Source organism: Paenibacillus borealis (assembly GCF_000758665.1).
Classification (GTDB): domain Bacteria; phylum Bacillota; class Bacilli; order Paenibacillales; family Paenibacillaceae; genus Paenibacillus_AQ; species Paenibacillus_AQ borealis.
Window position 1 is genome coordinate 6,710,762 of record NZ_CP009285.1, and the last position, 23,684, is coordinate 6,734,445.

At 53.5% G+C, this 23,684-nt stretch carries 22 protein-coding genes and 1 riboswitch; of the genes, 4 read left to right on the forward strand and 18 right to left on the reverse strand.

The features are described 5' to 3' along the window. Positions 1 to 8 precede the first annotated feature (8 nt). A complete protein-coding gene (locus tag PBOR_RS28385) occupies positions 9 to 965 on the reverse strand; it encodes a YhcN/YlaJ family sporulation lipoprotein (RefSeq protein WP_042217201.1) in 957 nt (318 codons plus the stop codon). 183 nt (positions 966 to 1,148) lie between these two features. On the opposite strand from PBOR_RS28385, the gene PBOR_RS28390 reads away from it, so the two are divergent. Continuing rightward, entirely contained in the window at positions 1,149 to 2,225 is a 1,077-nt protein-coding gene (locus PBOR_RS28390; RefSeq protein WP_342671092.1) for a glycosyltransferase family 4 protein, read from the forward strand. Between the two features lie 61 nt (positions 2,226 to 2,286). Here the strand turns inward: PBOR_RS28390 and PBOR_RS28395 are convergent, their stop codons facing one another. The 8 genes from PBOR_RS28395 to wecB all read right to left on the reverse strand — a co-directional run bounded on the left by PBOR_RS28395 (position 2,287) and on the right by wecB (position 9,367). Further along, positions 2,287 to 3,330: a glycosyltransferase family 4 protein gene (locus PBOR_RS28395; RefSeq protein WP_042217203.1), complete on the reverse strand. Its 1,044-nt coding sequence runs from the start codon at positions 3,328 to 3,330 to the stop codon at positions 2,287 to 2,289. Beyond that, entirely contained in the window at positions 3,327 to 4,049 is a 723-nt protein-coding gene (locus PBOR_RS28400) for a glycosyltransferase (protein ID WP_042217204.1), read from the reverse strand. The genes PBOR_RS28395 and PBOR_RS28400 overlap by 4 nt, the downstream gene beginning before the upstream one ends. A 25-nt stretch (positions 4,050 to 4,074) precedes the next feature. After that, a complete protein-coding gene (locus tag PBOR_RS28405) occupies positions 4,075 to 4,650 on the reverse strand; it encodes a class I SAM-dependent methyltransferase (RefSeq protein ID WP_042217205.1) in 576 nt (191 codons plus the stop codon). 96 nt (positions 4,651 to 4,746) lie between these two features. Continuing rightward, entirely contained in the window at positions 4,747 to 5,463 is a 717-nt protein-coding gene (locus PBOR_RS28410) for a glycosyltransferase (RefSeq protein ID WP_042220015.1), read from the reverse strand. Next, the gene (locus tag PBOR_RS28415) at positions 5,463 to 6,464 is read right to left on the reverse strand and encodes an NAD-dependent epimerase/dehydratase family protein (protein ID WP_042217206.1); all 1,002 of its coding nucleotides are present in this window, start codon (positions 6,462 to 6,464) and stop codon (positions 5,463 to 5,465) included. The genes PBOR_RS28410 and PBOR_RS28415 overlap by 1 nt, the downstream gene beginning before the upstream one ends. Further along, positions 6,461 to 7,300: a dTDP-4-dehydrorhamnose reductase family protein gene (locus PBOR_RS28420; RefSeq protein WP_042217207.1), complete on the reverse strand. Its 840-nt coding sequence runs from the start codon at positions 7,298 to 7,300 to the stop codon at positions 6,461 to 6,463. The genes PBOR_RS28415 and PBOR_RS28420 overlap by 4 nt, the downstream gene beginning before the upstream one ends. Next, positions 7,297 to 8,283: a polysaccharide biosynthesis protein gene (locus PBOR_RS28425; RefSeq protein ID WP_042139752.1), complete on the reverse strand. Its 987-nt coding sequence runs from the start codon at positions 8,281 to 8,283 to the stop codon at positions 7,297 to 7,299. The genes PBOR_RS28420 and PBOR_RS28425 overlap by 4 nt, the downstream gene beginning before the upstream one ends. After that, positions 8,273 to 9,367 carry a non-hydrolyzing UDP-N-acetylglucosamine 2-epimerase gene (wecB, locus tag PBOR_RS28430; RefSeq protein WP_042217208.1) on the reverse strand — a complete coding sequence of 365 codons (1,095 nt, stop codon included), beginning with the start codon at positions 9,365 to 9,367 and terminating at the stop codon, positions 8,273 to 8,275. Before wecB ends, PBOR_RS28425 begins: the two co-directional genes overlap by 11 nt. On the opposite strand from wecB, the gene PBOR_RS37215 reads away from it, so the two are divergent. Together PBOR_RS37215 and PBOR_RS28435 are read left to right on the forward strand one after the other, a co-directional pair. Then, positions 9,357 to 9,506, forward strand: a complete 150-nt coding sequence (locus tag PBOR_RS37215) for a hypothetical protein (protein WP_157764156.1) — start codon at positions 9,357 to 9,359, stop codon at positions 9,504 to 9,506. The genes wecB and PBOR_RS37215 overlap by 11 nt on opposite strands. Before the next feature lie 41 nt (positions 9,507 to 9,547). After that, on the forward strand, positions 9,548 to 9,994 hold the full coding sequence (locus PBOR_RS28435) for a hypothetical protein (RefSeq protein WP_157764157.1): 447 nt from the start codon (positions 9,548 to 9,550) through the stop codon (positions 9,992 to 9,994). 40 nt (positions 9,995 to 10,034) lie between these two features. Here PBOR_RS28435 and PBOR_RS38400 read toward each other — a convergent pair whose 3' ends face one another. The 3 genes from PBOR_RS38400 to PBOR_RS28450 all read right to left on the reverse strand — a co-directional run bounded on the left by PBOR_RS38400 (position 10,035) and on the right by PBOR_RS28450 (position 14,292). Then, the gene (locus tag PBOR_RS38400) at positions 10,035 to 11,525 is read right to left on the reverse strand and encodes a glycosyltransferase (RefSeq protein ID WP_042217210.1); all 1,491 of its coding nucleotides are present in this window, start codon (positions 11,523 to 11,525) and stop codon (positions 10,035 to 10,037) included. A 503-nt stretch (positions 11,526 to 12,028) separates the two neighbouring features. Beyond that, entirely contained in the window at positions 12,029 to 13,162 is a 1,134-nt protein-coding gene (locus tag PBOR_RS28445; RefSeq protein ID WP_052429675.1) for a CgeB family protein, read from the reverse strand. A 32-nt stretch (positions 13,163 to 13,194) separates the two neighbouring features. Beyond that, positions 13,195 to 14,292, reverse strand: a complete 1,098-nt coding sequence (locus PBOR_RS28450; RefSeq protein ID WP_425415507.1) for a CgeB family protein — start codon at positions 14,290 to 14,292, stop codon at positions 13,195 to 13,197. Positions 14,293 to 14,574: 282 nt separating this feature from the next. On the opposite strand from PBOR_RS28450, the gene PBOR_RS28455 reads away from it, so the two are divergent. Continuing rightward, positions 14,575 to 15,360: an AAA family ATPase gene (locus tag PBOR_RS28455; RefSeq protein ID WP_042217212.1), complete on the forward strand. Its 786-nt coding sequence runs from the start codon at positions 14,575 to 14,577 to the stop codon at positions 15,358 to 15,360. Between the two features lie 615 nt (positions 15,361 to 15,975). Here the strand turns inward: PBOR_RS28455 and PBOR_RS36470 are convergent. The 6 genes from PBOR_RS36470 to PBOR_RS28480 all read right to left on the reverse strand — a co-directional run bounded on the left by PBOR_RS36470 (position 15,976) and on the right by PBOR_RS28480 (position 23,486). After that, positions 15,976 to 16,149, reverse strand: a complete 174-nt coding sequence (locus tag PBOR_RS36470; protein ID WP_081972226.1) for an aspartyl-phosphate phosphatase Spo0E family protein — start codon at positions 16,147 to 16,149, stop codon at positions 15,976 to 15,978. A gap of 96 nt (positions 16,150 to 16,245) precedes the next feature. Continuing rightward, positions 16,246 to 17,679: a glycan biosynthesis hexose transferase WsfD gene (wsfD, locus tag PBOR_RS28460; RefSeq protein WP_052429676.1), complete on the reverse strand. Its 1,434-nt coding sequence runs from the start codon at positions 17,677 to 17,679 to the stop codon at positions 16,246 to 16,248. 16 nt (positions 17,680 to 17,695) lie between these two features. Continuing rightward, positions 17,696 to 19,591: an LTA synthase family protein gene (locus PBOR_RS28465; protein WP_042217213.1), complete on the reverse strand. Its 1,896-nt coding sequence runs from the start codon at positions 19,589 to 19,591 to the stop codon at positions 17,696 to 17,698. 192 nt (positions 19,592 to 19,783) lie between these two features. After that, entirely contained in the window at positions 19,784 to 21,010 is a 1,227-nt protein-coding gene (locus PBOR_RS28470) for a hypothetical protein (RefSeq protein ID WP_042217214.1), read from the reverse strand. Further along, positions 21,010 to 21,627, reverse strand: a complete 618-nt coding sequence (locus tag PBOR_RS28475) for an RNA polymerase sigma factor (RefSeq protein ID WP_342671131.1) — start codon at positions 21,625 to 21,627, stop codon at positions 21,010 to 21,012. The genes PBOR_RS28470 and PBOR_RS28475 overlap by 1 nt, the downstream gene beginning before the upstream one ends. 521 nt (positions 21,628 to 22,148) lie before the next feature. Next, the gene (locus PBOR_RS28480; protein WP_042217215.1) at positions 22,149 to 23,486 is read right to left on the reverse strand and encodes a 5'-deoxyadenosine deaminase; all 1,338 of its coding nucleotides are present in this window, start codon (positions 23,484 to 23,486) and stop codon (positions 22,149 to 22,151) included. A 62-nt stretch (positions 23,487 to 23,548) separates the two neighbouring features. Beyond that, positions 23,549 to 23,647, reverse strand: a riboswitch (purine riboswitch). Between the last annotated feature and the right edge of the window lie 37 nt (positions 23,648 to 23,684).

Sequence of the window (23,684 nt, forward strand, 5' to 3'; positions counted from 1 at the left end):
CACAATGCTTAATACCCGCTGCGCGTAGGGAAGATCCGTTCAACCATCGTGCGGAACTCATTCGCAAAGCCCTTTAACGGATGCCCTGCACGGAATTCCTGAGCATAATAATCAGCCCGCTCGACGAAATCAGGGTTAGCCGAGACATACACATTCTTAATGTCTGTCTTTCCCTTTTTAACCTCTGCGGCAATCTTATCCTTCATCTCCTGGGTAAGCGTGTCCTTATCCGTTATCGCGGTTCCGTTACCCGGTGCCACGCTGCGGATTCCAATGGTATTGCCCAGGCTTTCATCGATGTCGCGTTTCATATGCCGTCCATCGACCATATTGCTGCGGGACATAATACCGTTGTTGCCGTTCCCCAGATAATTCTCAGGATCTGCAACGCCCGTACCGCCGACAGTTCCCGTGCCTGTCATGCTTCCCGGAATTCCGGCAATGGAGCCGCCTGTACCCGTCATACCCGGATTACCGGCTACAGTTCCTCTGCCGGTACGCATACTGTTGTCCATTCCACCCATTCCAGCACCTATCCCTGTTTCCAGCCCGCCTGCCGGTCTGCCTGTACCGCTCAGCATCCCGGATGTGGTACTGCCGCTTGTACTGCCATAGCTGTACGATTTAATTCCCCGGGTGCTCTTGGCATTTACTCCGCCGGAGGCATCCTCCAGCATTACGGCTACATAGGCGCTTTTGCCTACCAGCATTACGTTGGCCGAACGGACTTCCGGCATGGCCGCTACACGGTCAGCCAGTTCCTTGCTCACCTCCATGCTGTCGAAGGAGTTGGCACGCATTCCGTTCTGCGCAGAGTTGACGTGAATCCGCCCGTCCGTCCCCCGCACACTTTTCGTTTCCACCGTATTGCCCGTTGCAGAGTTATTCGCACCGCATCCTGTAATGCTCACCGCGCCCAGCAGCAGCGCAGCAGAAACCGTTAAACCAAATTTCGATCGTAACATCCGTTCATCCCCCGTCTATAGAATAGTTAAGTGCAGCGTAACAAGCTTTAGCATGGCCTTTGCCCTGCCAAGCTATCCTGAAAGGATTTGGCACATCGCTCTTTAACCGTCACGCGTAAGGGAACCTTGGCGTATCTTATAAATAGCAGACTGTGTTTCTCCGCAAGGTTAATGTCAGGAGGGGTGATATTGAAGGTTTTATTCACGTTTTATGTACCAAGCGGCGGGGTAGAGACACTGAACAAGCTGCGGTGTGAGAGTCTTCAGAAGAGCGGCATCGAATGCCATGTACTTTACCTCATGCCGGGGTCCGGAAGTCACAACCAGGCAAGCTTCCCGGTGTTTATCACTTCCGTGGATGCAGAGATCAAAGCGGTGCTGGATACGCATAATTATGATGCCATTATTGTAACTTCAGACTATTTACTGCTGGAACGTCTGCGCCGGCTGGGGTATGGCCGTATTCTGATATATGAATCTCAGGGACTTGGAAAGCGCAGTGATGCGAGGGATCTGATTATTGATTCCGTACCTTTTCTCCGATCCTACTGCAATGCTGTACTCATTCCCCCGACCGATCACTTACTGGAGCTGTTTATAGAGATCTGTCCCTGGCTGCACCGTTATGTCATTCCCAACATCGTGGATGTGCAGTCCTTCCAGTATATCCCCGGTGAACCGCCCTGCGATCCGGTCATCGCCTGGGTAGGACGGCTGGAAACCAATAAGAACTGGAGTGAATATCTCAAGATTGCCCATCAAATCCGGCTCCACAAGCCTGATCTTCATCTCTGGATGTTCCATGATCCCGATCTTGCTGCAGATGACCAGAAGGAGCAATTTAACAGAGAGCTGCAATCTCTGGGTCTGAAAGACCGCCTCAGTGTGTTCACCAACATTCCAAATCATATTATGCCGGTATATTACTCATCCATCGCCGGTTCCGGGGGATTCCTGCTGTCAAGCTCTATCACGGAGGGTTTCGGGTATGCTGTAGCTGAGGCCATCTGCTGTACTTGTCCTGTACTTAGCACCGATTCTGACGGGGTCAGATCGTTTATCACCCATAACATTACAGGCAAGTTTTATCCGATCGGCAATGTGGGAGCGGCTGTAAACGAAGGGCTGGAGCTGATGAACAACCTTCCGCTGCGTGAAGCGATCCGCCAGCAGGGCCGGCAGCATATGGTGTCCCGTTTTGGATTCGAGCAATATGCCCATTCCTTCCGTGAAATGTTGAATTCCTTCTCTATCTTCTGAAGATAACGTGAAAAAGAACCCTCAACCCGCACAGCTTCCGGGGCTTGAAGGTTCTTTTTGGTTATACACCTTGTTTAGATACAAGCTCAAACAGCTCTGTCTGAAAGATCTGCATGCTTCTCTCCCAGGTGAAACGCTGAGAATCCAGCTCTCCCCTCGCGGCCAGACGCTCGCGGAACTCCTTGTTGTTAACAAGCACAGAGACATCATCGGCCAGGCGGTTCTCGTAACGGTATGACATAAGGCAGTTATGCCCGTGTACACAGTATTCAAGATTCCCCCCGGAATATACAGTAACCAGCGCGGCACCGCAGCGCATGGCTTCCAGCCCGGGCAACGAGCCGGTATCATAGGTGCTGGAGCTGACAAAAATGTCGCTCTCATTGTAATGATAAGACAGCTCAGAATCATTGCCCGGAGTACGTATTTGAAACCGTCCATCCCCAAGGAGCTCTTGCAGCGTCTCGGAGGAAGCAAATTCTGCCGGGGGCGTGATAATATAGATCTCCACCTCAGGATGACGCTGTTTCACTATGTCCAGCTGCTGGAGCAGATAATCCTGTTCCCGGTGGCCCGAGAACCCGCCCTCCGGACGGCGCATAATGGCCGAGACGACAATCTTGTTCCCGCCTCTGCCGCGTAAATGTGTATTACTGAAATCAGGGTTTAGACCGATGGGAACAATTCTGCCCTTAATGCCATGATTAATCCGTACGATTTCCTGCTGCCAGCGCGAAAGCACGAACAGGTTGCGGGTGATATTATAAGAGGCGAACGACAAATTGTTATCGGGTAAAAAAGTCGGCTCATAGCATAAGGCCAGCCGGATATGCAGCCCCTTGCCCTGTTCACTGGCCCGCTGGGCAACCGGCACCGTTGTATAGTAGTTGGAGATGATCACATCCCCGTATGGAAAATCATCTTCGGTCAGCACCGTTGCCGGTGCAGTGATAATGGGGCATTTCATTTCATATTCAACAATACCGTGGCTAGGTAAAAGAACAACCACCTCATGGCCGATTTCCGCCAGACGGTTGGCCAGCTCGGCCAGCATCCGCTGCGCACCGCCTCTGGACAGCGTCAGAATCGGGAATGTCAGTCTCATTTCCCTCTCTCCTTTCTCAGCAGCTGCGTCAGAATGCCTTGATGCCTGGTCTGCACCAGCGCAATCTCCCGGTTCTGCGCTTCACTGTGTATGACAGAGCCCATCTCTTTATGCACACGGTAATCAAGCAGCGGCTCCTCAATATAGGACCATTCATAATGCGGCAGAATACGCAGCCACAAGTCATAATCCTGCGTATACAGGAACTTCTCATTAAACAGGCCGACCTTGGAGAAGATGTCCATATCAAGCAGAACAGAGCTGCCGTTTACCGGACAACCTGACATCATCGTCTCGATCAGATCACCCCTGTTGTGAAAAGGCACGCTGATGATTCCGGAGAAGCGCTCCCCGAGCTCATTGATATAATAATAGGCCGTATGGTTGAAGGAGGTTCCAGAGCTGCGGATGGCTTCCATTTGCCTTGTGATTTTATCCGGGTGGAACAGGTCATCAGCACTTAACCAGGCAAAATAAGCTCCGCTGGCCGCCTTAATTCCAATATTGAGCGCCGAGGCGGTGCCGCCGTTTGTTTTGCGGATATACACTATATTGTCCTTATACGCCTCCAGCTTCTCAACATAGTGTGTAGACCCGTCATCGACAACGATCAGCTCAATGTCCGGGTAGCTCTGAGCCAGCACACTCTTCACCGCCAGGTCGACGTAAGGGCAATTGTAAAAGGGGATCACCACCGAAACCTTGGTTTTCTGATTCATGTGCTCACCTCCTTCCCGATTCGATTCATACTGTTTTGCAGGCAAGCAGAGCATCCAGCGGCGCATGATTCTCGCCGAACGCTGCACGGAATGAAGGGTTCTCAGCATGGTGGAAGCCCTTCAGTACGGTTACAGAGTATCCCAGCTTCAGGAAATCCTCAGGCTCCCAGCCGCTCCAGTGTCTCTGGTAAAACTCCCCGTGCAGGTTGAAATGATCCGTTCCCTCCTGAGGAAAAAAACCCCTGGGCGTAAACACGACTACCCGGTTCGAAGCGATAATCTCCGCTTTCCGCAGCAGCTCCGTGCCTTCTCTCATCGAGAAATGCTCCAGGGAATCAATCAGCGTGACCGCAGAGAAGGTCCCGGGCAGAAACAGCTTATCGATATGGCTGGCATCGGCATGAACCGGAATGATATGAGGGGACTTGTATTTGCGGTGCAGCAGATAAGGTCTGTGGATATCCAGCCCCAGCACAACAGCCGCTTCATATCGCTCCAGCAGCGTACCGGTACCGCTGCCGATATCCAGGATACTCTCGGAGAATTTCAGCTGCTCCAGCAGGACCGGCAGGAAGTCTTTCACTTCTATTTCCCGGTACATACGCTTTCCCTCCTAAAAGTTGTGATAACATCTACTTCCTGAATTCTCTTCGTAAAACTCACTCCGGAAGCATGAATCATCTTCTCTCGCCGGCACTTAGCCGCCCATGGAAGCGATCAAGCTACTCAGCGGAGCATGATAGCGGGCATTGGTCGCAGCGGCTTCAGCCATGATGACATCATAATGTTTGATAGTGCCCATACCGTCATGGCGGCGATAGGCCGTCAAGGACTGATTGAGCATGACCGGAGCATAGCCGTTCAGAATCGCCCGGTACCACAAATCATAGTCATGGGTGTATGGGAGAGCCTCATTAAACAGACCAATGGCTCCGAATATCTCCCGCTTGAACATCACGGTGCAGCCGTTGATGGGATTGCCCTGCAGGAAACAGCGTAAGTAATCCAGCTGGTTATGAAACACAGCAGCTGCGTTCAGCTGGGTCAGCTGTGAATCCCCGTTAATGAAGTTGAAATTCGTGTACGTGATCAGCAAACGGTTCTGCTCCATGAACAGAACCTGGTTGTTGATTTTGTCACGATAGAACATATCATCCGAGCTAAGCCAGACTACATAATCCCCTGTAGAATGGGCAATACCGTGATTCAGTGCGGAGGCAGTACCACCATTGGCTTTGCCCAGGTAGTGAATATGCGGCAAATATGGGGTAATGCGCTCTGCATGCATGAATGATCCGTCATCAACCACGATAATCTCATAGGGCTGCCAGGATTGAGCCAAGGCGCTTTGCAGCGCCTGCTCAATATAAGGGCAATTATAAAAGGGAATGATCACAGATACTCTGGGCTTCATCATATTCTTCCTTCCTTGCCGGCCCTTGTATAGCCGATAATATCCGCAAGTGACCGGTCAAGACCGATCCCGGGCTTCCAGCCAAGAATAGCAGCATTGTACTCAGGTTCTTCCTGCAGCACTTCTCTATCAGCAGATGCAGACGAAGCCTTTGCCGGAACGGCAGATGCTGGGGAAGCAGCAGCCTGACCTTCCTCTGCATGCTGCGGTCCCCAGTCCATCTCTACCGGAACCGCTGCATGAGCCAGCAGCTTCCCGGCAATCTCCCCAAGCTCCCGCTGCGCGCCGGAGTCGATCCTGTAGATCTTCCCGGTCTCTCCATGATCCAGAATATAGCCATACGCTCTAACGGCATCACGCACATCCAGAAAGTCGCGCAGGACATGCCGCGAGGAGAGCCTGAATGCAGCAGGCCGGGCTTCCCCCTTAGCGGCCGCCTCTTCACTGCGCACAATATGCTGTGCCAGTAAGGAACAGAAGCCGGTAGACGGCCCGGGGCCAATCAGATTGGAGGGCTCTGCCATCAGAACGGGCTGCTTGAACAGCGTGCCCCAGGCCAGCGATACCAGCTCCTCCAGCGTCTTGCTGAGGCTGTATGGATGCGGCGGACCTGCCGCGGAATCCGGTCTGTACTTAAGCCGGGAACCGGCCACCAGGATACGGCTGGCCGGCTGAAAACGCAGCGCCTCAAGCAAATACAATGTAGCCATTACATTAGTCTCCATATAGAGCAGAGGGTCCTGCCAGGACTCCGGAACCGAGTTCTTGCCTGCCAGGTGCAGCACCTGATCCGGCATGACCTCTCCAATCATCCCGGCGACAGCCTTACGGTCGCCTAGATCACAGATATATTGCTGAACGCCTGCCGGGAAGACGGAAGCCTCCGCTTCGCTGCGGCGTACCACAGCGGTCACTTCAGCTCCCTCAGCCGCAAAATAAGCCACGGCATGCCTGCCGGTAAAGCCGGAAGCTCCGGTTATCAGCAGCCTCCGGCCCTTCATGTCGGCATCTCTGAGCCGTGCATAAAGTCTGCGAGCTCCGCAAGCATCTCGGGATAGGACGGTAATTCGAAGTTCACGTCGCTTCTGGTGCTGACCAGTGTCCGGTCCTGAACATGTATCCGTTCGGGGATGATCTCGACATCCTCCTTATGAAACGCCGACTGCATCATCTGCAGCAGTTCATATTTGCTCACCGGCCGGGGATGGGCCAGATGGATCAGCCCGGACAGATCAGCGTCCAGCAGGGAACTGATCACTTTGGCCAGCTCCAGCGTGGTGACTCCGTTCCACATCACACGTTCATAGCCGGTTACCCGGCCCTTCTGGGCCAGGAACCATTCCATGAGCCCGATGCCGCCGGAGCGGATTTCGGGACCAATAATGGAGGTGCGGATCGTCAGGTGGCCGGGGTCACGCACTTCTCCAAGGCTTTTGGTGATGGCATAAACCGATGTGCCGTCAGTGGCATCCTCTTCCGTGTACCCGCCGCGCGTTCCTTCGAACACGCAGTCGGTACTGATGTGGATGAGCCGGGCATGGACGCTGTCCGCTGCCCGCCGCAGACGGTGGGGAAGGAATCCGTTGACATGGTAAGCGCCGATTACGTCACGTTCGGCGAATTGATTCAGTACACCCATTGCATTAATCATGCAATGGGGAGAGACGATTTCGACCAGTTTCTCTACGCCGGCAATGTCATCGGCATCCACATACAGCCCGCCAAGATCGTTCTTATCCCGGGTTGTATGGAAGACGTGATGCTTGCCCTGGCGGCGAAAAAAATCCGCCAGCATGTGACCCGCCATACCGTTTCCTCCGAGGATAAGCAGCTTCACTTGAGGAACCCTCCCCGGATCAGAATGTCCTTGATCTCTGCCTGATCCATCAGATTGTTCTCCGAGCTGAAGCTGTTGAAGGACACATGCGGGTATTCGCGGTAGTGCTCCTTCAGCTCCGGCATATCCAGGGTAGGAAGGATGACCAGATACTGCTCATCGTAAACAACGGTAGTTAAGCTCTCAAAATCACTCATGAGAATCTCATGGATTTTTTCACCCGGGCGGATTCCAGCCTCGATCATGCTGACATCTCTTCTGCCCGAAGCTTCGATCAGTACCTCGGCCAAGTCCACGATCCGGCAGGTTGGCATGGTCATGACGAAGATCTCGCCGCCGATGCTGACCTCAGAGGCTTTGAACAGCAGCGTGATGGCATCGCGCAGGGTGAAGAAGAAGCGGGTCATATTCATATCTGTGATCCGCACCTGTCCCTTGTCCTTGATCTGCTTCATGAACAAGTGGACGACACTGCCGTTCGTTCCCAGCACATTACCGCCGCGCACCGTTACAAACCGGGTGCCTGAACCGATCAGGTTGGCGTATACGAACAGCTTCTCGCCGATAGCTTTGGTCATGCCGTAGAAGTTCGACGGATTGGCCGCTTTATCAGTGGAGATATAAATCGCTTTTTCCACATTGTTGGCAATCGCCGCTTCGATCACATTCTGCGTGCCGACCACATTGGTCTTCAGCGCCTCATATGGCTGATCTTCACAGACGGGAACATGCTTAAGCGCCGCCAGATGGAACACATAATCCACTCCGCGGCATGCAGCCACGAGGGCATCCTTATCACGGATATCACCGATGACGAAGCTGAGGCGCTTATCTTCAAATTCACGGCTCATGGCTACCTGTGCAGACTCGCTGCGGGAGAATACGATGATTTCTTTGGGATGCTGCGGCAGCAGTTGCCGGATAAGCTCATGCCCCCAGGAACCGGTACCGCCTGTAACCAGAATCCGTTTATTATTGAACATGCAGGTTCCCTCCAAGCAGAAATTTAACTACTTTAACCGAGACATCGGGGGTGAGATACCCTTCCGGCGCCTCCCAATCGGGCTTAAGCGACGTCATCAGCCGGGTGCAGCGCAGAATGCTGTTCTGCTCTACGCCGGACACTACATTACTTCCGCAATCGACCGTCTCCGGACGTTCTGTGGTCCGGCGGATAGTCACTGTCGGCACCCCCATCAGGCAGCATTCCTCTTGAACGGTGCCGCTGTCCGTAATGGCGCACAGGGCGTATCGTTCCAGATGGACGAAATCAAAAAATCCGAAGGGCTCATGGAATTCCACCAGCGGGTTCATAGTCAGCGGGAACTGCTCCGTAAGCTTGGAGCGTGTACGGGGATGGATGCTGCAGATCAGGCGGAGTCCATAATGTTCAGCCACAAGGTTAAGTCCCGACATAATCTGGAGCAGGGATTCAGGATCATCGACATTCTCGGCCCGGTGGGCAGTCACCAGCAAATACCGGCCTGCTTCAAGGTTTAGCCGGGATAGAATATCGCTGGACCCGATTTGCTCCTCATAATGCGTAATCACCTCATGGATCGGATTGCCGGTTAACACGATACGCTGGCTGGGAAACCCTTCGCTGAGCAGATGTCTTTTACTCTGCTGGGTATAAGGCATATTTATGGTCGAGACGGCATCTATGACACGGCGGTTTTTCTCCTCCGGCACTTTCAAATCGTAACAGCGGTTGCCTGCTTCCATGTGGACCACAGGAATGCCCATCCGCTCGGCAAGGATTGCACTCAGCGCGCTGTTCGTATCGCCCAGCAGCAGAATCCGGTCCGGCTTCTCCTGAAGCAGGATGCTCTCCAGGCTCCCGAACATAGCGGCCAGCTGGCCCCCGAGTCCGGCTTGCCTATCCTGCAGCACATAGTCCGGTGCGCGGAGTCCCAGCTCGGCGAAGAAAATCCCGCTGAGGCTGGCCGTGAAATTCTGTCCCGTATGCACCAGCACATGCCGCTCCGCATGCTCGTCGAGCAGCGGAATGATGACGCTGAGGCGGATGATCTCGGGCCGTGTGCCCAAAATCGTCATGATCTTCATGGGTTCACTCCCCTTTGATTATGGCCTGCCCTTAGGGAAGGGCAGGCAGTTCTATCTGAGCTGGCAGCCGGTCCGGCGCAGCGGCGGTGAAGGGCTGGCCCGCCAGGAGCGATGGAATCAGGGGCATTTGTGCCCCTGATTTGCGCGATTCCGGCAGTTTTAGCTGAATCAGGGGTATTTGTGCCCCTGATTTGCGCGATTCCGGCGGGTGGGGCGAAATCAGGGGCAGTTGTGCCCCTGATTTGTGCGATTCCGGCGGCTGGAGCGAATTCAGGGGCAGTTGTGCCCCTGATTTGCGCGATTCCGGCGGGTGGGGCGAAATCAGGGGCAGTTGTGCCCCTGATTTGTGCGATTCCGCCGGGTGGGGCGGATTCAGGGGCATTCGTGCTCCTGATTTGCGCGATTCCGGCGGCTGGAGCGAATTCAGGGGCAGTTGTGCCCCTGATTCTGGTGATTCCGGCAGTTTTAGCTGAATCAGGGGCATTTGTGCCCCTGATTTGTGCGATTCCGGCGGCTGGAGCGAATTCAGGGGCAGTTGTGCTCCTGATTTGTGCGATTCCGCCGGGTGGGGCGGATTCAGAGGGATTTATCCCTCTGAGGAGTGCGGTTCCGGCGGAGCTGGCGTAGCGCCTGCAAAGCGGCCCGGTCCGCGAACTCCCCGCGGACCTCAGGCCGCCTTGCGCCGCCGTCTTCCCCGGCGGCGCGCATGGCCCGCGCGGCGGTGCTTGCCGCCGCTGGCCCTCCGGCGCGCGGAGCCCCCCGCGCGCTTCTTACGGCGCGGGCGCGATGCCGCCGCACGCGCCCGGGCCTTGGCGCGGCGGAGCCTGCCGCGCCGGAGCTTCGCGCCCCGCAGCCGCGCGGCGCGGCGCGAGGAGCGTTCCCGCGGCGCCTCGGCCGCGGGGGCCCCCTCCCCGCCCGCCGGCGGAGCTGCGGGCGGGGCTTCTTCGCCGCCGGCTGCCTGCGGCGGCGCGAGGCAGTAGCGGAGATACCATCTCTCCGCTAAGCCGTGCAGGCGGGCGCGGTAAGCCGCCGGGCCGTAGACGGCCTCGATGCGTTCCCGCGCCAGGCTGCCAATGGCCGCCGCCATGGCTGGAGCGGCCAGCAGCAGGTTCACCCGCTCGGCCAGCGCGCCGATGTTAGCCGCAGGCACGAGCAGTTCACCGCAGCCTGCTGCGTTCAGAATCTCCCGCAAGCCCCCGGAATCATAAGCGACCACCGGCTTGCCGAAGGCATAGCCTTCCAGTGCCGTCATGCCGAAGCCTTCACGGATCAGGCTGGGAACGACCAGCAGATCCATAGCGCAGTAAGCTGCAGGCAGACATTCTTCATATCCGACAAATCTGAACCGGGAGGTTAACCCCTCCAGCTTCACCTTACGGACACAGCGTTCATAGTAGCTCTTGTCTCCGGGAGAACCCACCACGATGTAATGGGCGGCCGGATGCTGCTCATTTACAAGAACAGCCATTTTGACAAAATGCTCAAGACCCTTTTCTTTATTAATGAAGGAAGAGACATAACCCACCAGCGGTTCCTCCGGAGCTACCTTCAGTTCACTCCGCCTTTCTCCCCGGAGCTTGCTCCAGGCTTCAAACATCATTTCTGCGTCATTCCAGGAGGGGGGCAGCTGGGTCACCTTGCCTTCACGGATATCCTCGGGGAAGCAAGCCGCCGCCGTCTGCGAGATGGCCAGAATCTCATCGCTGTTGTTATGGATCAGCTCCACGCTGATCGGAGTGAATTCATTATCCGTAATGGTCTCGGAGATCTTCCACACCACCGGAATGCCCAATGATTTCGCTGCCATCGGCGGCAGAGCATGCACGCACGTACTGGAAATAATGAACGACGGGCGCACACCCGCAAGCCAGTCACTCAGCTCATGGTACTCCCGGCTCTCCTGAAGCTTGCGGATATCAGCCGGAAGGCCTGCGTATGGAGTATACATTCCATAGACAAGCGGAATAGATAACAGCTGGACATTGATTCCGTAGCTCCGAGCCAGGCGCGTCAGCTTCCCGTCCTGTGGGGCTACCAGAATACAATTAAAGTAAGGAGACAGCTCCCGGCTGAAGAATAACAGCAGCTTCTCCGCACCCGTAATGCTGCGTGTATTGGAAACATGGGAAAAGAGGACGATTGTAGCTTTGTCGGCCATGGTGTCTCGGCGCTCCCCCGCGAGGGGCTGTGGAGCAGCCATTCACCTCCCTAAAAGTTTTACGAAGCTTAGCATCAGGGCATTTTCATCACAGTAAAACTCGCTTCGAAAGCATAAACTTAAGTTTTACGAGCACTCACTGCAGGGCATTTCTTCGTGTAAAACTTGCATCGGAAGCATTCGCTTAAGTTTCACGAAGCTTAGCATCAGAGCATTTTCATCGCAGTAAAACTCGCTTCGAAAGCATAAACTTAAGTTTTACGAGCACTCACTGCAGAGCATTTCTTCGTGTAAAACTCGCTTCGGAACCATCCGCTAAAGTTTACGAAGTATCATTGCGTCTTACTTTTCTTTCATCCGGCGGAAATCCCCCGCAGCAGGCTAACATCATAACCCGGCACTCCATCCAGTATATTGAGGGGGCACAGATGCCGGCACGACACCTGTCCCCTGTAAAGCGCACATTTTTGAGCGTTTTGCGGTGCGTAATAGCCTGCCGGCCGTTAGCCGTAAATAACCGTCAACAGCTGGTTCAGGCGTTTGGTGTAGGTGTGATCCTTCAGAGTCCGATCAAAAGCGCGCAGCGCCATATCCCGGCGTTCTTCCTCATGCGTCAGGTAGAAACGGATTTTATCCATCATTTCCTGCGGGCTTGAGAAGGTGTCAATCTCTTCCCCGACCTTATAGAACGAGCCCATGTCATCGCGGGCGTCGCTGAGCTGCAGCGTGCCGCTGGCGGCGATTTCGAAGGTACGGGGATTCGGCGAGGCAGCCGGAATATACAGCGTATTGTTATTGGCTACCTCATCAATGTGGGAGCGGTGCAGGTTGATGACAATCTTCGAACCGCTGTAGGTGACTGCCGTTTCCTGAGGGGACATCCATTTGCCGATCTCAATCCGGTCGCCATAGATAGGTGCTTCCGGCAGACGGTCCCACCAGATCCCGTTAATCACCGTGTTGTAGCTCATCAGCTCCGGCATGATATCACGGAAGAAATTAACCCTGTTCCAGTAAGCAGACCCGATGAAGCTTACATCACGGCTGATCGGCGAACGTCCGGTAGTCGGGCGGTAATGCTCGCGGTGGGCGGCAAAAGGCAGATAATGTACCTCTGTGCAGCCGAGGCCGCGATAGAACTCCACGCAGTTGCGCTCCAGGGTGAATACATAGTCATAGTGGGCAACGATTTTCATCGTGAAATCCGTATAGTACGGATCGTCCGTAAGCCAGATCGCTGTCTTGATGCCTCTGCCGCGCAGAACGGCGACCTGATCCAGCGGTAAATCCAGACCGTCCAGGACCAGAACCAGATCCGGACGCTGGGCCGACGCCAGCTCCACCAGATTCTGACGCACATCGGTAATCGTCACCTGGGCGGTCAGTCTTTGCAGTGCGAAGAGTACGGCATCATCCAGCGGAGAATACGGATAACCTTTACCTGAAGCCACATACATCACATGGATATTGCGCACCTGAACCGGCTCTTCCGGCCGGCCGTCCAGAATTGCCAGGCGTCCACGCAGGTAGCCTTCATCGTATCCGACCTTGAAGCCGGTCAGACGGCCGCTCAGTTTCTCTTCTTCCGCAGGTGTCCGCGGCAGAGGTGGTGCAGGCATTATAAATTGATTATTCATGAGTATTCGCTCCTTCTATCCCATATTGGATTTCACCCTTGTGCAGTAAGAACATTTAGTAAATGAGGCAGCCGGGCGGTAAAAGTGTGGTGGCGCAGTGTAGTCTGCAGCCCCCGCAGCGCATACTTGCGGCGCTCCTGCTCATGCTTCAGGTAATAGTCAATTTTGCGTTTCAGCTCGTCGGCAGAAGCAAAGGTCTCCAGATCATGACCCGGACGGTAGTGGCTGCCCAGGTCCTCGCGGATGTCGGTCAGCTGCATCGTTCCGCAGGCACTGATCTCGTAGGTCCGGGGGTTAATGGAGAGGGACGGCAGCTGGAAGGTATTCCGGTTGTCCTGCCCGCCTTCCCAGGGACGGTGAATATTAATGACAAGCTTGGCACCGCTGTAATAATTGGCTGTTTCCTCGGGAGGGATGAAGCCGCTTTTGATGAATGGAGACAATTCTTCGAAGGTGTTCAGCCGTTCCCAGAAGCCGCCGGCGATCAGCACCTTCTTCCCGCGGAGGAACGGAGCCAGCTCATCGAACAGCTCCGTCCGGTTGCGGAAGGCATTGCCGATAAACACAACATCGTATTGATACTGCGGTCCGGTACGGCGCGGGTAGAACATCTGCGGGTTGACGCACAGCGGAAGATAATGCACCGAAGTCACGCCCAGCGAACGGTAAAACTCCACACAGCCCAGTTCATGTGTAAACACGTAATCATAGTGTCGGCAAATGACCGATGTGTCCTCGGTAAAATAGGGGTCATCGACAAACCAGATCGCCGCTGGAATACCCAGCTTTCTTATTTCCGTGATTTGTTCCAGATGATTCTCGGGAAACACATGCAGCCCGTTCATCACAAGCACCGCTCCCGGTGATTCGCGCGATGCCACCTCCAGCATGGTTTCCGGAGAACAAATAATTAGCTCACTGACCAGCTGCCGCAGCGCTTCTGTTATTCCCGTGTCGATGGCCTGAAACCCCTGTGGAACATACATCAGCTTAAATGGCCGGCATGCACCCACTTCAGGAGAATTCAGACGCTTCACGGCTTCACACAAGCCGAGACGGTATCCTTCCGTGTAACCGTCACGGTAATCCCGCGGACGCACGTTTCTCTTTTTTGCTTTCACGGCTTTCACCCTGCCCCGTCATATTCTCAAGACAGTAGTACTATATGCGGAGTCAGCATCCGCCTCATGGACATCTGTCTGTATCGCGCCGAAATTGGCACATGCCCCCTGTCTTTCGCCCGCATGGCCCGAACCTCTGCAGATTTCATCCACAAAAAGCCCCGGAATAGCCCCACAAAGTGACGCCAAAACTCCGAAGCCTATTCAAGTACTTTGCGGGGACCCCGGAATCCATTTAAAATAGGAATTACAACCATTCCGTATACCTTGGTCAAGAGGAGGAATTTAGAAATGAATTCGATATATGGCCCGATGCTCTATCTCCGCCATGTAGACCTGCTGCGTGAACAGGTGCCTTCATTTGATACCTATCCGTTTAATCTGCCGGTGGTGCAGGCTTTGGAGCGGATTGCTTTTCAGAAGCAGGTCACATTTCTTGTAGGGGAGAACGGAACCGGGAAATCGACTGTACTGGAGGGCATCGCTGCTGCCTGGGGATTTAATCCGGAAGGCGGGACGCTGAACTTCTCGTTCAATACCCGCGCCTCGCATTCGAGTCTCTATGAATACCTGAGGATTGCCAAAGGGGTCAAGCGGCCGAAGGACGGCTTCTTCCTGCGTGCGGAGAGCTACTACAATGTGGCTACTTATATCGATGAGCTGGACGAGGAGCCCGTGGCGGGCTCGGAACGTTTTATCAAAGACTCCTACGGCGGTAATTCTCTGCATGAGCAGTCTCATGGAGAATCCTTTTTCTCAACTTTCGTCCACCGCTTCGGAGGGCAGGGCATCTATATTCTGGACGAGCCGGAAGCGGCTCTGTCCCCGCTGCGGCAGATGTCGCTGCTGGTGCGCATGCATGAGCTGGCAGAGCAGAACTCCCAGTTCATCATCGCCACCCACTCACCGATTCTGATGTCTTACCCGGGTGCGGATATCTTCCTGCTGGAGGGAGAGCACATCACACCAGTGGCTCTTGAAGACACGGATCACTATACGGTTACTCGAGCCTTCATGACCGACCGGGAGAAGATGCTCCGTGAGCTGCTGGGTGATGATTATCCACCCGACACATAACAGAACAAAATCACCCAAACGGGTGAATCAAGCTGGAGCTATGCAGCCTATGCAGCTGATGTAGATTTTAAGACCCTCTCACATTGCTCTATTCTGACTAGTTTTGTTTGGGGCAGCCGCCGGTAAAATCAGGGGCACTTCTGCCCCTCATTCCCGCTTCCCGCCCACTTTTGGCGGATTCAGGGGCACTTCTGCCCCTCATTTCCGCTTCCCGCCCACTTTTGGCGGATTCAGGGGCACTTTTGCTCCTCATTCCTGCTTCCCGCCCACTTTTGGCGGATTCAGGGGCACTTCTGCCCCTCATTCCTGCCTTGGGCCTGCATCCGCTGGAATCAGCAGAGGGATTTATCCTTTTAATTTCCTCATATCGTCCACTTTCAGCGGAATCAGAGGGATTTATCCCTTTGTTTCCACGCCTCCGACTTCCGGGGATGCTGTGGGATTGCTGGTACCAGAACCACTTCGTCCTTCAGACGAACCGACCTGCTCCAAATTCCAAAAAAATTGATCCACAACAAACAAATATCATAGTTTCCTATACAATTAAAAAAGACACTTTAGCGGCACACTGCCGTTAAAGTGTCTTTTGAATTTACAAAGCTGCTCTTTGATTCTCTAATAAAGCTGGTCGTCCTTCTCTGTATTGCAATCACTGTACTCATTTAGGAGCGCATCCAGCTTCACCGATTGGCGAAGCACCCTTACATCCTGCATCCCGTGTTCCAGGGCTAGTTTGTTCAGTTCCTGCCTTGCCTGTTCAATCTTGTCCTTGTATTCATCATTACCCATAGCGGCCCCCTTGTAGGATGAGGCTGTTTTAAGCCATTTTCCACTCTTTTACTAAAGTTCCAAACACATTGTATTCTATAATCCGTAACGGGTCAATTAGCGGTTTGCAGCGAAAACAGGTTTCAAAAGCATAACGAGTTTATGCACAGCCCAGCCAAACATCGCTACGGCCATCATATCGAAACAGACATTGAACAGAAAGAGATGCTTGCCGATATCCGCCCGGCCGTCGCCCAGTACCGGAACAAGGAATGAGAATAACCCGATCAGTCCCAGCAGCATCATCAGTTCACCGGCAATCCGCGCCTGCTGCCCCCGGCTGCGGAAATAGTGAGCCAGAACAATCACATAATACACCAGATAGAATAGAGCCAGAAACCCGAGCGTATGCGGCAGATGGTTATTCTTGAACTGGCTCCATGTACTATAGGTATAGTCGATTGCCCTTTCGGGCTTCCCCATGCTCTTCTCATAGCTTCCGAGATAATAGGGACGGATGGACATGCTGTTCTTAGCTGCATATTTCATATTCTCTACCAGACGTGAGGGATGTCCCAGGTAGAAGAAGAGCACGTCTTTGTGAGATACGAGATTATAGAAATCTGCTGTAAGCGAAGGATCATCCTGCTTAATGGCCGTACCGGCCTGGAAATAATTCGTACCCGCCAGAACCTCCAGCTTCTCCGGCAGACCCAGATCACGCAGATCACCGCGCACATCCGGCGACCCGTTCAGAATTCCGAAGAATACGGTCTGATAGAGATTGATATGCTTCAATTCCTTCGGTGCAGCCACGTACAAAGCCACGGACACGAGCGCCGTTGCCACCGCGAACCGGAGTGCCAGCCTGCGCCAGTTGCCTGTTCCATTCAAGGTCCGCAAACGCAGGAAGATCAGGGCAAACGCCAGGCCGACGGGTGCATTCTGGATTTTGGAGCAGACCAGAAACAGCACGGCAATAAAGAACAGCTTCAGCCCGCCCGCCGCCGGCCGCTCTGATCCTGCCAGCCGGAGTCCGAGCGCGAAGGTTAGCAGCATGAACACCATCGATACCGGCTCACCGAACAGCGAATTGAAATAAGCCAGATAACCGATATCATAGAAGACAAACAGCAGTCCCGCACCCAGCAGCAGCCCCGTAATATAGGAGCCTCTGGCCCCGAGCTTCACGATCAGCCATGTCGCCCACAGCAGCAGCATAGCGTAGACGCACGCAACCAGCCGGATATCAAAGTAACTTCCATGCACCAGCCCGGCAAGCAGTCGCGGCACCAGCACAACGAGAATTTGTGAGGAAGGATAGAAGCCCTTGAACAGATTTTCATAGGAAAACCGGCTATGGCTATAGCTGAAAAAGCGGTCCGCATAGCTTTCTGTGCTGTCATAGTAATTCAGTCCGACCGTCTCCATCATGCGCTTGAAATCCCCGTTGTCGGCAACGCCGGTGAAGGGTTTCAAGAATAGGAGATAGAGGATCAGGACGCAGCCCGCAAGGGCCACAATAATCTCTGCTTTATTCAGCTTTTTCAAATCCCTGTCTCTCCTCCTAACGCTGCGGAAGCAGCTTCACGTATTCATCGGACAAACCCATCAGCTTCAGGATATAGTCGTAATCGGTCTGATATTTACTGAAATCCGCAACCGGCTCATACGTATCCAGGGAGATGGCCTCTCCGTCCGCGAAGCCTTTACCGGGCACGAACATCACTTCATCATTAAAGAAGGAGCCTGTCGGCAAATAATACCGCATCCCGACCACATTATTGTCAATATTGAGCAGATCATGCCCAAAAGCGGTAAAGCCTTCATCCTTCAGCGCTACCCCCAGCAGGTTAGCCACCGTAGGGAGCACATCCAGCTGTCCGCCGGTCCGCTCCACGACCTGTCCCTGCTCCATGCCGGGTACATGAATAATTAACGGAATATTAAACCGGCTGATCCGGTCGTCATACGGGGTTCCAAGCGCTTCTTCCACCTGCTCTGCCGGGACATCCTTCGGCTGCAGGCCGAAATGATCGCCGTACAGCACGAGCACGGTATTCTCCCACATGCCCTGCTGCTTCAGTCCATCGATCAAAGTGCCGACGGCATAATCCGTATAATTCACTGCTGTCAGATAATCGCCCAGCATCGTCCCCTGCAATTTATCCGGAACCTTAATCTTCTTGAAGCTGTCCGGAATCTGGAACGGATGATGGCTGGAGGCTGTTACGAGCTGGGCATAGAATGGTGTCCCCTTCTTCTGCAATGCCGCCAGCTTCTCTACCGCTGTAGCATACAGCTGCTCATCGGATGCCCCGAAGGCGTTGAAATGATCATTCTTGAAGTAGCCTTTGTCATAATAGCCGTTGAAGCCAAGCGCCGGGTACAGCTCGTTGCGGTTCCAGAAGCCAACCTTGTTCACGTGGAAAGTGTAAGCTTCATACCCTTTATCCCGCAGCAGACGCGGCAGACCCGGCAGTTCCCGGTCTCCGAAGCCCGTTGACATCGCAAGCGTTGCAATCGGATAAACCGAAGTATTGCTCATGAATTCCGCATCCGAAGTATTGCCCGGACCGACCTGCTGGAAGACATGCGGGAAATAAAAGCCCTCTCCGGCCAAGCCGTTCAACACCGGTGTCAGCTCCTGGCCATCCAGCGACTGATGCAGCGGGAAATTCTGAAATGCTTCCATTTGGATTACAATTACATTTTTACCCTTTTGCGATCCAAAATATTCCGGCAGTCCCCCTGCGATATCCTTGTATGGATAAGCAGCTTCCAGCGCCTCCACCTTGGCAATCGTTTCATTGATATCCCCGGTGCCGATGAGACCGTTATCCTCCTGGGCTTTGATCGCCGCCACCACCTCATAGTTCAGAAAGCCGGCGCTTTCCGCCTGAACCAGCTCATTGGTTATTCCTCGGGCCGAATCAATGGAATAGACCGACAGCGAGCCGCCTCCGATAATAGCTACCAGCAGTGCCACCAGATAGACCCTCCGTGCCCGGTGCGAAGGCTGACTGCTTGGCCGCAGCGCAGCACCATTCTTCCATTTGCGGAACAGCAAATAGATTATCATAACGGCCAGATCGGCAAAAAACAGATAATCGATCAGCTCAATCGTAGATTCCACACTCTCCTTCACCTGAAGCACCTGATTCAGCTCATAGAGCGCCAGATAGGTCGGCACTGAGCCGAAGTGGTTGAAGTACACACTAGCCGCGAAGAACAGCAGCGACAATAGACCATTGAAGCTCCAGAAGACAGCTTTCTTCATCCGCTTAGGCGTAACAATAGCCAGCACGCCCATCAGCAGCAGCACCGGTGCGATATCCGCAGCAATCCATTCCCAGGCAATCCGGTCAAAAAACAAACCGCGCAGCAGCAGCAGCTTCAGCCAGATCAGTCCAATAACGATATAGAAATGAGCCTGCACTGGCGCATTGTTCTTGTCGTTCATAATAATATTATCCCCTCTTACTCTCTTTATTGAAAATCTGTGTAAATTCTATTCCATTTTTCTGTAAAAGTTCAGATTTCTCTAGTATAGCAATACTTGAAATAGTTATCAAAACCGGAGCTTCTACTTAAATGTAAAAAGACGCCGCCCTTAGGGGCATGCGTCCTGTTCAACTCCTATGAAAATGATAGATTATTCGGCAGTGGCAGGCGTCTGCTGGATCATGTAAAAAGTACCGTCCAGATTATACGAGCCGGTAATGATTGTTGCTCCGTCCGGACTTTTAAAAGCAATCGATCCTATGCCCGACATCTCCTTGACGATTGTATACTCCTCCAGCCGGATGCCGAACATTTCATCAGCGATGGCAGCAGCAGAGCGCCGGAGCTTGGCCTTATCCATATCCAGCAGATTCGTGTTTGGATCGGCGGAGCTGAATGACTTCTCATCGTAAAGTAAAATATCGAACACTTGCAGTATGTCTTGTGCAGCGTAGTCCATAAGCACTGTAGTAGCCCCATATTCACTCTCTCCATACGTCAAAACGAGTGCATCCCATTTCTGCGCAACGGTGCGCTTGATGGAATAGAGATGATCGGTGCCCTTTTCCCTTAGCAGCTTAATTGCTTTAAGACCCGCCTGCTTCACTTCCGCACCGACCTCATTCTCGCCCATTTTGAAGGTCGAGCTGCGGTAGGCGCCGTTCTCGTAATCAATCTGCCCTTCCTCCGCTATGAGACCGTCATCGGTCTGTATGCCCTGTTCATCAGCGTTTGTCCCGTAGTGGACGGAATGGTGAAGCGCAGTAACTGTGAATTCTCCCTTGTAACCAGCTTTCCGCAGCTGATCCATCGCTTCATCAATGAACTTGGAGTCGACTTCTTCAGGAGTAAAAAAGGTGTCCATGTACGTCCGCACTACCTTGCCGGTCTCTGTTTGGAGCCAGATTTTAGCAAAACTATCCCCATCTTTAAAATCGGCCAGAGTTTCTCCTTCCTCCACGAGCGGCTCCAGGTTCACAAAGGGAAGCTTCTTCCCCAGCTGCTCAAGCATTACCTGTTCGGCGGCCGCCTTAAGCCCTTCATTCGTAAGATCAGCCTGGCCCGTAACCGGCGGATCGATGATTCCGGCGCTGCTTACCTGCAACGGATTAAAGCCGCCGGACCGCCCAACCCCATCACCTCCCAGAACCAGCGCCCCGGCTCCGAACAACAGTAGGAGGACGACCGCTGAAGAGAGGATCCGCACGCGGATTACCCTGCGCCGCCGGCCGGAAGGCAGCACCTGGTTCAGTAAGGAACCATCCGTTCCAATCTGCCGGGTTACTCTGCCTGCAGCTTCTTCCGTAAATTTCATTTCCGGAAACGGGCCTTTACGGGCCAGCTCATACCACTGCGGCTCCCGTTCACGCTTATCCATTACTCCATCCTCCTTAGTTTATCCTGGATTTTATAACGTGCGCGGTGCAGCCTTGATTTGACGGTGCCAGGGGATATCCCGATCAGCTCAGAGATTTCCCGGACCGACAGCTCTGCCTTGAGATCAAGCACCAGCACCTCACGAAGCTTATCTGGAAGGCTCATAATCAGGCCCCAGATCTCATCCACCTGCCGGTTGCCGAGGTATTCCATCTCCGCCGAACGGGCAACGGCTGCCAGTCCCGCTGCATCCTGCCGCTTCTGGGCCGCAGCGGGTAAAGGCTGCACCCCGCCCCACAGACCCGAGCGGAAAAACCGTGACTTCCGGTAAGAGAACACCGTATTGCGGGCAATCGTGAACAGCCAGGTTTTGAGCGATGAAATCCCCCGGTAGGTACCGATCCGGTAATAGCATTTGATGAACACCTCCTGCGCGAGCTCATCCGCCTGATCACTGCTTTTGGTCAGAAAATAAATATAATTCCAGACATCTTCTCCATAAAGCTTCATTATCTGCCGCAGTTGCTCTTCACTAATAGCCTCCGCCTGCTCCAGTCCATCCAGTTCCAATGGGTTCACCTCACTATATTTGACCTCATATATGGAGGAATGGTTCACTTTTTCCAATAAAAATTTAACTCATTCCATCATCCAGCCTGCTCCTCAGTGAAAAAGCGGACTTCCCGGGCAGCCGACGTTGTTGCGTAAATTTTTTAATTTAAAAATCCTGCACAGAATACAACATTTCCCTGGTTATTTCGGTTCAATTTCGAAATTGTTGTACAAAAAGCAGCATTTCTCCTCCTGCAAGCGGGATGCGGGACAATTGTTGTAATTTGTACAACAAGCCTCACGAACACCATGGCATCTTGCGATTCAAGTTGCAAAAAGTACAACATTTCCGCCGATACAGCGTGTATTTAACATCAAAAAAAAAAAAAAAAAAAAAAAAAAAAAACAGAGGACCGGAGTCCCCTGCATAGTATATAGCTTGAACGAGAGGCTTGCCCACTGTTCGCACCGATCCCAATTGCGGTGAATATTGCGACTTCCAGCCGTTGTGTTCCCGGATCACCGGTTAGTTAGCTGTTAAGAGCGATTTGTGTGATGATCCTGAGCGTGATTCAGAAATAGAGCCATTAGCCCAGCGGAGTGTTCACCAGCAGTCTTTTGATCGAACGGTTAGCTTCATGGAGCACGGTTTCTTTATCGACGGTCTTCAGCAGGCCCTTATGCATCAGAATTTCTCCGTCCACAATGGTCGTTTCCACATCCGCACGGGTGGCGGAATAGACAATCCGCGATATCGGATCCACATCATAGGAAGGGAAGGTATGGAAATTGTACAGGTTGAGGATCGCCAGATCGGCTTTTTTGCCAACCTCAATGCTCCCGATTTGGTCTTCCATGCCCACCGCCTTGGCTCCGCCGATCGTCGCCATCCGGAACACACTTCTGGCATCCATCGTTGTTGGACCATGCTGCGGCTTCTGGATCACCGCCGCCAGACGCATTTCATTGAACATATCCAGGTTATTGTTGCACGGAGCGCCATCCGCCCCAAGGCTGAGATGAATATGATCATGCAGCATTCCCGGCGTATCGGCGATACCTGAGGCCAGCTTCAGGTTAGAGCCCGGGCAGTGGCTGACATGCACTCCGCGGTCCCGCAGAATCCGCTTCTCCTCATCATCGAGCCAGACGCAGTGGGCCAGAATGAGGCGCTCATTCGCCAGCCCCAGATGATCCAGATACACCACGTTACGCATACCGGTCATCGCCTGCACAATCTCGATCTCCCCCAGATTCTCGGAGGCATGGGTATGCACCTTGACCCCGTAATGCGCCGAGAGATTACGCACCTCTTTCAGCAGCGGCTCCGTGCAGGAAATAACAAAACGCGGGGAAAACGCATATTGAATCCGCCCGTTGCCATATCCATTCCACTTCTCCAGCAGATCCACACTCTCCTGAAGGGAAGCTGCCGTATCCTCCTGCAGCGCCGCCGGGGCATCCGCATTCTTCTGATCCATCATCACCTTGCCGGACAGTGCCCGGATGCCGCTTTTCGCAATCGCCTGGAAAGCAAAGTCCGTGTGATTCACCGTCTCCATATCCACTATAGTCGTTGTGCCGCTTGTAATTAACTCCCCAATGCCAAGCATAGCGGAATAATACAGCGACTCCTCATCATGTGCCGCCTCCAGCGGCCAAATCCGCTTGCGCAGCCAGTCCATCAGCTCCAGATCATCGCCTTTGCCGCGGAACAGTGTCTGGCACAGATGAATATGGGTTTGCACGAAACCGGGAATTACCGTGCGGTTCTTGGCATCAAGTACCGTCTCATCCCCCTGCACCTCAAGCCCGCTGCCGATCTCCACAATCAGATTGTCCTTGATGCGGATATCCCCGTATATAATTTCCTCTTGCTTATTCATTGTAATGATCTCCGCATGCTTGATCAGGATGTCCGCCATTGTCCGTTCCCCCTAGTCTTGTTGATGTCCAGCTGATGACTAACACAAAAAGGCCACAAAAATATGCCTCAGCATATTTTCGTAGCCAGAAATTTACGGTTCCCGGTAGAGACCCTTAAACCAATTATTAAGGATATACGAAAAGGACTATTCATTTGATTCTGAATAATCCCATCATAAAGTAAAGACAACTTTCCT